The organism is Prosthecobacter sp. (assembly GCF_034366625.1).
Taxonomy (GTDB): Bacteria; Verrucomicrobiota; Verrucomicrobiia; order Verrucomicrobiales; family Verrucomicrobiaceae; genus Prosthecobacter.
On sequence record NZ_JAXMIH010000014.1, the window covers coordinates 301,670 to 315,462 of the forward strand.

The 13,793-nt window shown below is 60.5% G+C and carries 11 protein-coding genes; 6 read left to right on the plus strand and 5 right to left on the minus strand.

The features are described 5' to 3' along the window. Positions 1-7: 7 nt before the first annotated feature. The 5 genes from U1A53_RS17080 (at position 8) to U1A53_RS17100 (ending at position 5,174) form a co-directional block, all read left to right on the plus strand. The gene (locus tag U1A53_RS17080; RefSeq protein ID WP_322282817.1) at positions 8-1,219 is read left to right on the plus strand and encodes a hypothetical protein; all 1,212 of its coding nucleotides are present in this window, start codon (positions 8-10) and stop codon (positions 1,217-1,219) included. Positions 1,220-1,285: 66 nt separating this feature from the next. Then, positions 1,286-2,644 carry an MBL fold metallo-hydrolase gene (locus U1A53_RS17085; RefSeq protein WP_322282819.1) on the plus strand — a complete coding sequence of 453 codons (1,359 nt, stop codon included), beginning with the start codon at positions 1,286-1,288 and terminating at the stop codon, positions 2,642-2,644. A 12-nt stretch (positions 2,645-2,656) separates the two neighbouring features. Then, on the plus strand, positions 2,657-3,133 hold the full coding sequence (locus U1A53_RS17090; protein WP_322282821.1) for a dihydrofolate reductase: 477 nt from the start codon (positions 2,657-2,659) through the stop codon (positions 3,131-3,133). Between the two features lie 302 nt (positions 3,134-3,435). After that, positions 3,436-4,158 (plus strand): metallophosphoesterase family protein, encoded by a 723-nt coding sequence (locus U1A53_RS17095; RefSeq protein WP_322282822.1) that lies wholly within the window; start codon positions 3,436-3,438, stop codon positions 4,156-4,158. Then, positions 4,155-5,174: a glycosyltransferase family 9 protein gene (locus U1A53_RS17100; RefSeq protein ID WP_322282823.1), complete on the plus strand. Its 1,020-nt coding sequence runs from the start codon at positions 4,155-4,157 to the stop codon at positions 5,172-5,174. Before U1A53_RS17095 ends, U1A53_RS17100 begins: the two co-directional genes overlap by 4 nt. Here U1A53_RS17100 and U1A53_RS17105 read toward each other — a convergent pair. From U1A53_RS17105 to U1A53_RS17115, 3 genes are read right to left on the minus strand one after another with little or no spacing between them, the layout of a single operon-like run. Then, a complete protein-coding gene (locus tag U1A53_RS17105; RefSeq protein ID WP_322282825.1) occupies positions 5,171-6,409 on the minus strand; it encodes a DUF1552 domain-containing protein in 1,239 nt (412 codons plus the stop codon). The genes U1A53_RS17100 and U1A53_RS17105 overlap by 4 nt on opposite strands. Positions 6,410-6,421: 12 nt before the next feature. Further along, complete coding sequence (locus U1A53_RS17110; protein ID WP_322282828.1) at positions 6,422-8,791, minus strand: DUF1592 domain-containing protein; 2,370 nt, start codon at positions 8,789-8,791, stop codon at positions 6,422-6,424. A gap of 57 nt (positions 8,792-8,848) precedes the next feature. Next, complete coding sequence (locus U1A53_RS17115) at positions 8,849-10,438, minus strand: D-aminoacylase (protein WP_322282829.1); 1,590 nt, start codon at positions 10,436-10,438, stop codon at positions 8,849-8,851. A 61-nt stretch (positions 10,439-10,499) separates the two neighbouring features. Here U1A53_RS17115 and U1A53_RS17120 point away from each other — a divergent pair, with 61 nt between their 5' ends. Beyond that, the gene (locus U1A53_RS17120; protein WP_322282830.1) at positions 10,500-11,423 is read left to right on the plus strand and encodes a D-alanine--D-alanine ligase; all 924 of its coding nucleotides are present in this window, start codon (positions 10,500-10,502) and stop codon (positions 11,421-11,423) included. Positions 11,424-11,430: 7 nt separating this feature from the next. On the opposite strand, the gene U1A53_RS17125 is transcribed toward U1A53_RS17120, so the two are convergent. Together U1A53_RS17125 and gap are read right to left on the minus strand one after the other, a co-directional pair. After that, the gene (locus tag U1A53_RS17125) at positions 11,431-12,597 is read right to left on the minus strand and encodes an MFS transporter (protein WP_322282831.1); all 1,167 of its coding nucleotides are present in this window, start codon (positions 12,595-12,597) and stop codon (positions 11,431-11,433) included. Positions 12,598-12,715: 118 nt separating this feature from the next. Next, a complete protein-coding gene (gap, locus tag U1A53_RS17130) occupies positions 12,716-13,765 on the minus strand; it encodes a type I glyceraldehyde-3-phosphate dehydrogenase (protein WP_322282832.1) in 1,050 nt (349 codons plus the stop codon). Positions 13,766-13,793 lie beyond the last annotated feature (28 nt).

Here is a 13,793-nt window from a genome sequence, read left to right on the forward strand (position 1 = left end):
GCTTGCCATGATCCGTGCCCTGATTCTCGTCCTCCTGCTTGCCAGTCTCGGTTGGTGGTTGGATCGCGAGCACCAGGCGGGCCGGTTCCAACGTGTGGATGAGCTGTTCCTCGATTTCCTCGTCGCCAATGCGCGCGAGCGCTTTGTCATGGCCGCTGACCATGCGCAGGCTGCTGCACCCGTGGTTCTCGTGAAGATGCGGGTGGCGGACAAGACTGAGTATGCCGGCTGGCCACCGCGTCCGCTCGACTGGCAGATGGTGCTCAAAGGACTGCAGCCCTTCGACCCTGCAGTCGTCGTCATTCCCGAGACCCTCACATGGGGCAAACCCTCGCCGGAATTCGTGAGCGAAGCCGCCCAGGCTCTGATGCCGTTTCCGAGCACGGTCCTCGGTGTCGAAGCCCAGATCGCCACCAGTCGCGAAACCCCGGCGTTCCTCGGTGGCCTTGAAGATTCGCTGCCGAACTTTCAAAAGGTGCAGGGCAGCATCGAACCCGTGCCACCATTGGGCGCTTTGATTGCTGCGCCCGATGATTTGATGCGTCGGCAGGCCGAGCTCGGCATCACCGTCACACGAAAAACAGACGGCACCGTCATGCTGCCCTACGCCGTGCAGGAGAGCGGGCATCTCCGGCCCAGTGTCCTCGCCCAGGCCCTCGCACGTTTCACACGGACACCCTATGCCACGCATCGGCTGCTGCTGGGGCCCGGAGCCGGCGCCTACCTTTCCAATGGCACGTTTGTGCCGCTGTCTCTGTCAGGTGAACTGGCGGTGGATGCGAAGCAAACCTTCCACGAGGTCGATGCGCTCAATCTGATGACCGTGGAAATGGCCGAGGCTTTGTCACCTCAGGACAAGCAGCATCTCTCTGGTGGCAAAGTCATCGTGATCGGCACCGATGACGATTCCCCCGGTGGGCTGGCACGCCTAAATGCGCAGGCGCTGGCCCAAGTGCTCGCCATGCCGCGCTTGCGGCTTCTTCCACCCATGGTGCAATGGATCGTCTGGGCAGTGGCGGGTCTGGCCGGAGCATGGCTTGTTTTTTTCGTACCACGGCCCAAATCCATTCTCCGTGGCGGGCTTTGTATCTTTGCCGCCTTGGTGATCTGCTTCCTCGCCTTCCAGTCCAGCCTCATCTGGTGCCCGCCTACGATTCCGGCGGCGATTATGGCTGCATCGACGGTGTTTGCCCGTTTCGCGGGCCGCAGGAAGGTCTGAAGGCCAAGTTCGCCCTTGTGCACGGCCTTCGAGACCCTAGTATCGCCCTCCCCCTAAAAAAACTGCATGCGTTTCCGTAACCTGACGCGCCGACGTGAGATCGGCGCCAACTCCTACCTCCTCGAAGCCGGGGATCATCGTGTCGTGCTGGATTCCGGCATGCACCCGAAACGAGCGGGCTTCGATGCCCTGCCTGATTTCGGCCCGCTTCCGCACAAAGCGGCGAACGCCATCGTCATCACCCACGCACACCACGATCACATCGGCTCGCTGCCCGTGCTGCAGCGCAAGCAGCCAAACACGCCGGTGCTCATGACCGAGATCACCGGCGAGCTGTCATCCGCCATGCTGCACAACTCCGTCAACGTCATGACGAAGCAGCGCGAGGAGGAAAGCATCACCGAGTATCCGCTCTTCACGCACCGCGAGCTCGATGAAATCCGCGCGCAGTGGATCTATCGCGACATCGACCGCCCGTTCACCATCCCGGACACCGAACTGGAAGCCACCATGTTCGATGCCGGCCATATCCTTGGCTCCACCGGCGTTTTGATCCGCGAAGGCAGCAACACGCTCTTCTACACCGGCGATGTGAACTTCGAGGCGCAGACCATCTGCCGCGCCGCCGATTTCCCCACCAGCGGCATCGACGTCATGATTGCCGAAACCACGCGTGGCGATTACGCACGCCCTGAGAACTTCTCCCGCAAGGCCGAAAAAGAACGTCTCGCAGGCGTCATACGCGACACGCACGAAGCTGGCGGTGCCGTGATGATTCCCGTCTTTGCCCTCGGCAAAACGCAGGAGGTCATGCTCATGCTGCACGAGCTGCATCAGGAAGGCCTGATCCCCGAAATGCCGCTCTACATCGGCGGCCTGAGCACCAAGATCACCGTCCTTTACGATCACTATGCCTCACGCAGCCGCCGCAGCTACCCCGGTTTCCGGCTGTTGGAGGACATGAAAATGCTCGTGCCGCGCAAAAGCAAAAAACGCCAGGAGATCATCTCCAGCCCGCGCACGCTCTACGCGCTCTCCAGCGGCATGATGACCGAGCACACCGTCTCCAACACTTTCGCGCAAAAGTTCCTCGATAATCCGCGCAACACCGTCTGTTTCGTCGGCTACACCGATCCTGAATCCCCCGGCTACAAGATTCGCAACGCCAAACCGGGCGAGATGATCAAACTCTCCCGTGACCTCCCTGCTGTGGCGCTGCATGCCCGTGTCGAAAGCTTCGACCTCAGCGCCCATGCCTCACGCGAGCAGATCGCCGAATACATCGAGAAGGTAAAGCCGAAAAAACTCCTCCTCGTCCACGGCGAAGAACCCGCCCAAATGTGGTTCACCCGCCGCTTCACTGAAAGCATCCCCGGCACTGAAATCATCCGCCCCGAGCCGCATCAGCCCATCGATCTCTGGTAAATTCGGCCAGCCATGCCGCGCCTCATCGCCATCGTCGCCATGTCCAGCAACCGTGTCATCGGACGCGAAGGCAAGCTGCCGTGGCATTTCCCCGAAGATCTGAAGTTCTTCAAGCGCACCACCCTCGGCCACCCCATCCTCATGGGCCGCGCCACCTTCGACTCCATCGGCCGCCCGCTCCCCGGCCGCCAGAACATCGTCCTCAGCCGCACGATGCAGCCCCGCGAGGGCATCACCGTCATCCGCGATGTCTCCGAACTGCCCCAGGTCTGCGGCGATGCTGAAACCATCTTCGTCATCGGCGGCGCCCGCGTTTTTGAAGAACTGCTGCCGCAGTGCGATGGTCTTTACCTCACCTGGATTGCCAAACCTTACGAAGGCGACGTTTTATTGCCACCCTTCGAACATCTCTTCCAGCTCAAGGAGGTCGTTGAGCAGTTGGAGGGCCTGGAATTCCGGTATTACGAGCGCATCACGACGGTCGTTTGAGAGCCGGGTTTACAACCAGCTTACAACTCATTTACGACCACCTGACGTATTGTTTCCGGCCTGTGGAAGAATACCACCAGACAACGAACTGGAGACGGTTCAGTCAAACATTTCAAATAGTGGTTCCTTCTGGCTGTTGGACTCTATCAAGCGACGGGGCGGATCGGGTGATCCGCCCCGTTTGCTTTTCCGGAAGCAGTCGTTTCAAGCCAACGATGAGACATAGGTGGTTTTCCAGAGCCGAAATGCTTGATTTCCCGGCTCATGTCCCGAAGATGCGCGAATCGCCGCCAACCTAGACGATGAAATTCGCCATCTTCGGAGACATTCACGCCAACCTGGAAGCCCTGCAGACCGTTCTGTGGGACGCTCAGGAGCAGGGTTGTTCCAATTACGTCTGTTTGGGTGACATCGTCGGTTACGCCGCCAATCCGGTCGAATGCCTGCAGACCGTGCGTGACATGGGCTGCCCTGTGGTGCGCGGCAATCACGATGAAGGTGCTGCCAGCGAGAGTTCGCTCGAAGAATTGAACCCGCTGGCCCAGAACGCTCTTCTCTGGACTCGTTCACAGCTCAGCGAAGAACAACGCCAGTGGCTGCGCGATTTGAAACTGGTACGCCAGGTGCGTGACTTCACCATCGTCCATGCCACGCTCGATTCCCCTGGCAACTGGGGCTACGTGACCAACCGCTTCGATGCGATGGCCAGCTTCAGCTACCAGTTCACCCAGGTCTGCTTCTACGGTCACACGCATGTGCCGCGCATCTTTGAAAAGGATGACGCCGTGCGTGCCGCCCGTGGCACCGATGTCATGCTACAACGCGGCGTGAAATACTTCGTCAATGTTGGCAGCGTCGGCCAGCCGCGTGATGGTGACTGGCGTGCCGCCTACGCCATCTACGATGTCCAGGCGCAGACGATCACGATCCGCCGCCTCGAATACGACATCGAGACCGCTCAGAGCAAAATCCGCGAAGCTGGCCTGCCCTCGCTGCTCGCCGATCGCCTCGCTTTGGGCAAATGAGCGCCGCCACGCGCCAGCTTCCCAGCCTGCGCGACTTCAAATCCGCGCTCATCATCAAGCCAAGCTCGCTGGGCGACATCGTCCACACCCTGCCCGCTGTGAAGGCGCTGCGTGATGCTCATCCGCATCTGAAAATCCGCTGGCTTGCCAACACCGAGTGGATGCCGATCCTGCAAGGCAGCCCGCTCATCGACGAGGTCATCCCGTTTCCCCGCAAGACTTTTCGCGGCCTTCCCGGCCTCCTCCGTTTCTGGAACTGGCGTCGCACTTGGATGCTGCTGCCGCGTGAAGAGCCCGAGATCGTCCTCGATTTCCAAGGCCTGCTGCGCAGCGGTCTTACCAGTAGTTGGCGTGGGGCACAGTGCGTCATCGGACTTTCAGATGCGCGTGAAGGCGCGCACTGGTTTTACAACCACACCGTGTCCGTTGATGCCGGCACACATGCTGTGGATCGCTATCTGGAGCTTCCACGTGCGCTAGGCATCAAAATCGAGCCTCAAGACATCACGTTTGATCTCACTCCTGGCACACCGCCCGCTGACTGGCCGGAATCACTCACAAATGTCATCGTTTTGCACCCGTGGTCGCGTGGTGAAGGCAAATCACTCTCCAACCCGGCCTTGCAGGCACTTTGTGACGCCCTGGCACCGCATCCTGTCGTCCTTGTCGGCATGACAGACGACAAAGCTCGTCCCACCGGCACTCATATTCATGACTGGAGCCACCGCACCTCTCTACCGGAGCTGATTTGGGTCATGCGGCAGGCGAAATTCTGCATCAGCGTCGATAGCGGCCCCATGCACATCGCCGCCGCCGTCAATCCAAACACCCTCGGCATCCATACCTGGAGCGATCCCCGCAAAGTCGGCCCATATCCGCTCGGCGTTCACGTTTGGAAGACCGGACGCATCGCCAAACGTGATGAGCTCACTGCTGCGGAGTGTTTGGGTGATGCCAGCGTGGACGATGCTGCCGCGCGGGACATAGGCGCATGGGTGCATGCTGCGCTGCGTTAAACCAGCCCGCGCATCGTTCCTGTGCTGGTCGCAAACTTGTCTGTCTCCACACCCATGCGCTGCGCGATGCTCACAAAGAGATTGGGCAGCGGGTAATTGTTCCGCGCATCAAAAGCAAGGTGCTGACCATGCTTATAGCCGCCACCGGCGAGGAGCATGGGCAGGTTCGTGGTTAGATGCCCGCTGGCGTTGCCCAGATTGCTGCCCAGCAGCACTTGTGTGTGGTCGAGCAGGTTTGACTGGCTGTCCTTGAGGCTCGTGAGGAAGTCGAAGAACGCCTGAATGGTCGCCTGCTCGATGAGTTCGAGCTGGCGCAGCATGTCGGGGTTCTTGCCGTGATGCGAGAGGCCGTGGTAGCCGAGCTGCACGCCGGGAATCCGCGGAACGTTGCCATAGCCGGTGCTGCCGAGTGTGATCAGGCGCGTGCTGTCAGTTTCCAGCGCGAGACGCATGACTTCAAAATGCGCCCGCAGCGTGCCGACGAGGTCAATGGACGATATTTCGCCCGGTGGCTTGGCTTTCACTTCAGGCTTCGGTGTTTGGCTCCACTGCGCGGTCTTGGCGAGCTGTTGCTCCGTTTCACGCACAGCGGTGAAGAATTGATCGAGCTTGTCACGATCCGCAGCGCTGACTTTGCGCTCCATCGCTTTCGCATCATCCAGCACCGCGTCCATGATGCTGCGGCCATCTCGCAGGTCACGCTGCTGGTTGGCAATCTCTTGGGCCGAGCCTGTGAGGAAAAGTTTGGCAAAGGCTTTGGCGGCTGATTGCTCCGGTGGAATAGCGACACCATTGGCCGACCACGACAGCGTCTTCTCGCCGAGTGTGAGCGAGGCAAAGCGGGTTTGGTCACCAATCTTCGCCGCGATGAACTGATCCAGCGAGATGGTGTTCTTGAAGGTGCGCGCACCAGGGAATGGCGCGGCGGTGAGGAAGGATTTTTCAGCCGAGTGGCCGCCATCGACGCTCGGATGACTGGTGCCGGAGAAGACGGTGAATTTTTTGCGCAACGCCTCACCGGGCTGCAAATAACGGCTCAGCGCATAGTCGGCTCCGGCTTGCTCAGGGAAAAAATTGGCCGGAATGAAGCCGAGCGGGATGTTGATGGCGACGAATCGGCGCGGCGCGGTCTCAGCAGCGGCACGCAGGCGCAAGGGCAGCATGGCTTCCAGTAGCGGCAGCGCCAGGCTGACGCCGGATCCACGGAGAAAAGTGCGACGAGAGAGCGGTTTCATAAAGTGGGCAAGTTAGCGGGTGGCGAAGGTTTCACTCTGCACGATGGCGTGAATCAGCGTGCGCAGGCCATTGCCTTGCGTCTGGGTTTGCTCGACGATCTTGTCGATGGCCGCACGGTCGCTGAAGCCCATCTCGCGGCCCAGGGCATAGCTCAGCAGCTTCTCCGTGAGGCAACGTGCGAAGTCGGCCCGCCGTGCGAGCAGCAGCTTCTTGAACGCGCGGATGTCGGCAAAGGCTTCACCGCTCGCCGTTTGGCCGCTGCTGTCCACTAGGGCACCTTTCACCACGCTGCCCCAGTTGTGCTCCACGTTGGTCACATTCCAGCGCAGGTAGTTTTCACGATAATCGCCGATGGGATCAAAGCTCTCCAGCGCAAAACCTGGCGGATCAATCTGGCGGTGACACACGTTGCAGCTCTCCACGTTGCGGTGCTTCGCCAGTTGCTCGCGCACCGTCTCAGCGCCGCGAATATCCGGCTCAATGCCAGCCGTGTTCGGTGGCGGTGGTGGCGTGGGCTGTCCGAGGATGTTTTCCAGCACCCACACGCCACGCAGCACGGGCGAGGTCGTCGTGCCGTTCGCCGTGACCTTCAGCACCGCCGCCTGCGTGAGCACCCCGCCGCGCACGCTGTCGGCGGGCAACGCTACTTTGCGCAAATCGAGCCCCGTCACGTCAGCAACGCCGTAGTGCTCGGCCAGTCGTTGATTCAGCATCGCCCACCTGGCATCCAGGAGGTCTTCGATGGGCAAATCCGCCTTCAGCATCTCGCGGAAGTAGCCCTCGCTCTCCCACAGCATGCTCACTTGCAGCAGCTCGTCGAACTTCTTGTACAGCTTCTCGTCAGGTGTGGTGTCGTTGAGCTGGCGCAGGTGCAGCCATTGCCCGGTGAAGTTTTTCACGAAGGTCTCGCTCTTGGGGCTGCTCAGCAAGCGCTCGGCCTGCGCACGCAGCACGGCGGGCGTGCTGAGTTGCTTCTTGGCAGCCAGGGCCAGCAACTCATCATCCGGCGGAGCGCTGCACAAAAAATACGACAAGCGCACGGCGAGCTCTGCTGCCGCGATGCGCGTAGTGTCAGGCTGCGATGCTTCACGCAGATAGATGAAATTGGGCGAGCACAGCACCGCGATCAAACCTGCGCGCAAACTCTCTTCAAAGCTGCGCCCGGACTCCAGCAGTGACTTGGTGAGCGACACAAAGCGGGCCACCTCACCGTCCTCGGCCACACGGCGAAACGCCCGTGGCACAAAACCGCTCAAAATGCGCTCCGCATCGGCCAGCGTGCCCGTTTTGAGGTCAGTGGTGCCGAGCAATCGCGTGTGACTCTCCGGCGGCCATTGCTCAATGAGCGGCCCCGTGATCTCGACCTCGCCGAAACCAACACCGGGATACACCACGCCCGGCTTTTTCTTGAGATAGCCCGGCAAACCGAGCGCGAAGAACTGAATGGCCGATTTCGCCTCCAGCAGCGCTTCGATCTCGAACATCTTCGGCTCCGCACTCACCTCATAGTAGCCCAGATTCTTGTGCGTTGCCTCCAGCCCGGCGAAACTCGATCCCGACACGGTGAACCACAGACGATCCGCTGCATCATGCGCCGCCGCTTGAAAGCGGAAGCGATACCGCCCGCGCACCGGGATGCGGTGATCACGCGTGGACACCTTGGAATACGACGAGTTGTCGGAGGAGGTGAAGATCACCACCCGGCCATCCACGAGGCTGTAAGTGCCATCGGCGAAATACGGCTTCACCTCCCGGGTCGAGTCCACCTTGAAGGTCTCCGTCTTCGGCCGATCACCCGTGACGATGGCCGCATCAATCGCCCGCCGTGCCGCCGCCAAGTAGCCCTGCATCTGCTCCGTCGAAACCGCCAGCGCCTCACCATTGTTATCAAAACCACCCGCCTGCTGATCCTCCGGCAGCAAGTCCTTCAAATCCAGATCCACCGCCAGCAGATCATTGATCGTGTTCTGATACTCAATGCGATTCAGCCGCCGCTGCACCACCTCACGCCCCGCACGATCCGCCGTGATGAGCGCCGGTTTGATCACACCAAGCACCTGCTCCAGTTCCGCTTTTGCAGGCTGCACTTGCTTTGCTGGCGGCATCTCCCCTTTCGCCATGCGGTCATGAATGCTCGTCCACAGATCCGTCTGCGCCCGGCCCGCCATGCCGTAGTCCACGAGTTCCAAATCCAGCCCACCTTTCTTCGTCTCCGCGTCATGACACTCCAGGCAGTGCTTGTCGAAAAAGGCGCCGGCCTGTTGTTTCAGCGTCAACACCGTATCAGCCGCCCACAAACTGCCTGCGCTGAGCATGCAGGCCGTCAGCACCGCTTGGCGCATCGAAAAGAAGGGCAAAAGCCGCAGGGTGTCATCGTTCATCTGGCACACCGACTCTGCCGGGAGAATCGCCGCCTTCAATGATTTATGTCGTCACGATCACAGGCCTCCTGGCAAGTCCGCTGCTTGGTGCTTGCGCAACGGTCCGCCGCTCCGCACCTCGGTCAGCTTGCCATCGCGAATCACCACGCCGCCGTTCACGATCACATCGCTGAAACCTTCGGCGTAATGATGGGGATCGTTGAAGGTGGAAGGATCGCTGACTTTGGCGGGATCGAAGATCACGATGTCGGCAAAGGCCCCCACTTTGAGCTGACCACGATCTTTAAGACGAAAGGTCTGCGCTGGCAGCGAGGTCATGCGCCGCACGGCTTCTTCGATGGAGAGCAGCTTGAGCTCGCGCACATAACGGCTCAAAACACGGGCGTTGTTTCCATAACTGCGCGGATGTGGCACGTCCTCGCCGAGACGACGCGGACCGCCGTCGCTGGCGATCATGGTGAGAGGATGCTTCATGAACGTCTGCAAATCCTTCTCGTCCATGCCATGGAAAACCGCGCCGGCACCGCCGCGTGCCTCGATGTCGAGAATCAGCTCGATTTGATCTTCGAGCGTATCGGCACCACGCACTATCTTCGCGGCCTCGGGGATTGTTTTGCCATTGAGCGCCGGATCGGTTTTAAATTTGGCGATCACGGCATAGCCGTAGTCCTTGCGGCCCTGACGCTCGCGGATTTCGGCCATTTTGGCGATGATTTCGGCTTTTTGCTTCGGATCGGCGATGCGGGCGAGGTAATCCTCGCGCACGCCTTCCAGCGCGCTGTCAGGAATCAACTGCCGCAGGCCTGTGCTGGAGGCGGTGTAGGCATATTGATCGTGCGTGATCTTCAATCCCTCGGCACGCGCCTTGTCGAGCACGGCGAGCACCTCGCCGGCCTTGCCCCAAGCGGTGGGGCCGGAGAGCTTGATGTGCGAGACTTCGCCGCGAATCCCGGCCTCACGCACGACGCGGATGAACTCGTCCAACGCGTCGAAGATCTTCACCGTTTCGTGCCGCATGTGGCTCACATAGATGCCGTCGTGCGCGGCGGCGACCTTCGCCAGGGCGATGATCTCGTCGGTTTTGGCAAAAGAGCCGGGCACATAGATCAAACCGGTGCTCAGGCCGACCGCGCCGTCTTTCATCGCTTGATCGACGATGGCTTTCATCGTCATGAGCTGCGCTTCGTCGGGCGCGCGAATGAAAATGCCGCCCATGCCTTCCTTGCGCACGGAATTGTGCCCGATGAGCGTGGCCACATTCAGCGCCACCTTCGCCTCCGCGATCTCCTGGAAGAACTTCGCCACATCCGTGCGCGAATGGCCGCAATTGCCGGTGATGATGGTCGTCACGCCCATGCGCAGGAAATTCTCCGCCACGGGATTCTGGCAGATGTCCTCCGAATGCGTGTGAACGTCGATAAATCCCGGCGCGGCGACCTTGCCACCCGCGTCGATGACCGAGTCGGCCGTGCCGTCGATTTTTCCGACAGCTACGATTTTCCCGCCCTTCACCGCAATGCTGCCGCTCACCAGGGGTTTGCCACTGCCATCGGCGATTTGTGCATTCGTGATCAGGAGATCAAAATCCACCGCACAAGCTGCCTGGGTGAGCAGCAAAGCGGCAAACAGGAGCTGGCGCGGTTTCATGACCCTAACTCTGGCAGGATTCCTTTGCCAATCCAGCCACCACATTCCATATCTGCGCACCATGCTCGACCTCACGAACAAGAAGATCGCCCTCCTCATGGGCGGCCCAGGCTCCGAACGCAAAGTCTCGCTCAAGACCGCCGAAAGCGTCGCCGAGGCGCTGCGCAGCAAGGGGGCCATCATCACCGAGATCGACGTGACCGGCCCGGACTTCGAGGTTCCAGCGGACACCTTCATCGCCATGAATCTGATTCACGGCACTTTTGGCGAAGATGGCCAGATTCAGGCGATTCTGGAGCAGCGTGGCATCCGCTACACCGGCGCGGGCGTCGAAAGCAGCCGCGTAGCCTTCGACAAACTGCTGAGCAAGGAGCGTTTCACCGCCGCCGGGGCGCCCACGCCGCGTTCACAGACCTACCCGCTCGATGGCAGCCAGCCGCTCGCAATTGGGTTCCCGCTCGTGGTCAAACCGCCGCGTGAAGGTTCCAGCGTGGGTGTCCATATCTGCCATCATCAAGCCGAGTTTGATGCCGCCATTGAAGACGCGAAGAAATTCGGCAAAGAGACGCTCATCGAGGACTACGTGGCTGGCAAAGAACTCACCATCGGCATTCTCGGCGATCAGGTGCTGCCCATCATCCACATCGAGCCGGTCGAAGGCTTCTACGACATCAACAACAAGTACCCGTGGATGGGCGGCACCGGCAAAACGAACTACCACTGCCCGGCCAACCTCAGCCCCGAGGTGACGAAAGCAGTGCAGGACGCCGCTTTGAAAGCCTTCCGCTCCTGCAGCACCGAAGTCTATGGCCGCGTCGATGTCATGCTGCGCGACAGCGATCAAGCCCCCTTCGTGCTCGAGATCAACACCATCCCCGGCATGACGAGCAGCAGCCTGCTGCCCAAGGCAGCGAAGGCCGTGGGCATCGAGTTTCCTGATCTTTGCGCAAAGATCATCGAACTGTCGCTTGCCGCACGGCCTTGAACCAACATCACACGGTCCTGTTTCTGCGGCTGGCGAGAATGAGCACGGCGGCCACGATGCCGAGCGCGGCATTCAGCGTCCAGAGAATCGTTGGGTGGTGATCATACAGCGGCATGCCCAGCGCGGAGCTAGCCGTGTTCCCCGCACACCATGCGAAGCTGAGAAAGCCGACGTAGCGACCGCGCATGTCATCGGGCGCGAGGCTGGCCGAGTAAGCCTGCTGACGCGAAAACGCAGACATCTCACCGATCGTGAACACGACCATCATCAGCACGAACGCGGAGAGCGATCCGCTGACGAGAAACGTGAGGAAACTGGCCCCCATGAGGATGTAACCGAGCGCCATCACCTGCTTCACTGGCCATTGGCGCAATCCGGCGGCCAGCGGCACTTCAAAGAGGCAGATCATCACGCCGTTCATGGCCAGCACGAGACCGCAGAGATGCAGCGAGAGACCGTTGCGCTCGAAGTGCAGCGGAAACGTCGTGTTCGTCTGCCGGAAGATCCAGGCGACGCACACGCAGGCTCCAAACAAAGCGAGAAACGGCTTGTTGGCCCGGATCGACTGCCACGCATGATTCCAGCCGGCATGCTCACGCGCCGTCTGGCGTCCACGTGGCAGAAACAGCCAGGCGATGATGCCAAACACGACCGACGTGGCCGCATCGACCATGAACAGCCAGAAGAACGAATGCTCAGCGAGGAAACCCGCCGTCGCCGGGCCGAGCGACCACGCCAGATTCACCGCGAACCTTTGCACGGCAAAAGCGATGACGCGGTGCTCCGGCGGCACGATGTCCTGCACCAGCGCCGCGCTAGCCGGACTCCCGGCCTCGGTGATCGCTCCTGTGATGAAGGCCAGCAGCGCCAGCATGCGCCAGTCAACGGCCTGCGACATGCAGAGCATGCAGACGGCTCCTGCGAGCGACGACACGGCCATCGTGATGTTCCGACCCAGCCGGTCGGCCATCCAGCCGCCGATCCAGGCGGCGGCGAAACCGCCGAGCGAGTAGGCTGCCACAGCCAGGCCGGCCTGCGCGGCGGTGTTGCCATTCCGGGTGATGAACAGCGTCAGGAACGGCACGACGAAAACGCCGAACCGGTTGACGAACGTGGCTCCTACGAGAACCCAGAAGGGCCGTGGCAGGAGATGAAGTTGGGAAAACAAAGACATGGTTGGAAACAGAAAAAGAGGTTCATGGAAAGTTGGAAGATGAGCTGGAACGCAAAACGGGCCGGCTCGTGTGAGCCGGCCCGTTGAAGGCTTGAAAGGTTGCTGTGTTCGTTTCGGATTACAGGCCTTTGCTCACAATGTATTTCACGAGATCGACGACTCGGTTGGAGTAACCCCACTCATTGTCGTACCAGCTCACGAGCTTGAAGAACTTGCTGTTCAGCTCGATGCCGGAACCGGCGTCGAAAATGGAGCTGCTCTGGTCATGAATGAAGTCGGTGCTCACCACTTCGTCGCTGGTCCAGGAGAGGATGCCCTTGAGGTAGGTCTCGCTGGCCTTTTTCATGGCGGCGCTGATTTCCTTGTAGCTGGTTTCCTTCTCCGTTTTCACGGTGAGATCGACCACGGAAACCGTCGGCGTCGGCACGCGGAAGGACATGCCGGTGAGCTTGCCCTTCACTTCCGGAATGGCGAGGCCCACGGCCTTGGCGGCACCGGTGCTGCTCGGGATGATGTTGATGGCGGCGCTGCGGCCACCTTTCCAATCCTTGGCGCTCGGGCCGTCCACCGTCTTCTGCGTGGCGGTGTAGCTGTGGATGGTGGTCATGAGGCCTTCAGCCACGCCGAAACCTTCCTTGAGCAGCACATGCACCACGGGGGCGAGGCAGTTCGTGGTGCAGGAGGCGTTGGAGATGACGTGATGCTTGCTGGCATCATACTTCTCATGGTTCACGCCCATGACGACGGTGATGTCCTCTTCCTTGCCAGGAGCGGAGATGATGACCTTCTTCGCGCCGGCGTCGATGTGGCCCTGGGCCTTGCTGCGCTCGGTGAAAAGACCGGTGGACTCGATCACGATGTCCACACCGAGTTCCTTCCACGGAAGCGCGGACGGACCCGCACGGACGGCGAGGCATTTGATCTCGTTGCCATCGACCACAAGGATGTCGTCCTCGGCAAGGTCGGGGCTGCTCTTCTTGGAAAAGACGTTCTCACGGGCTTTGCCCTGCGTGGAGTCATACTTCACGAGGTAGGCCAGGTTGTCCGCAGGGACGAGGTCATTGACGGCAACGACCTGGATTTCCTTGCCCAGGAGTCCCTGATCACAGATTGCGCGAAAGACGAGGCGACCGATGCGCCCGAAACCATTGATGCCGATTTTGACCATGTTATTTGAGGTAGTTTGGATTTTTGAG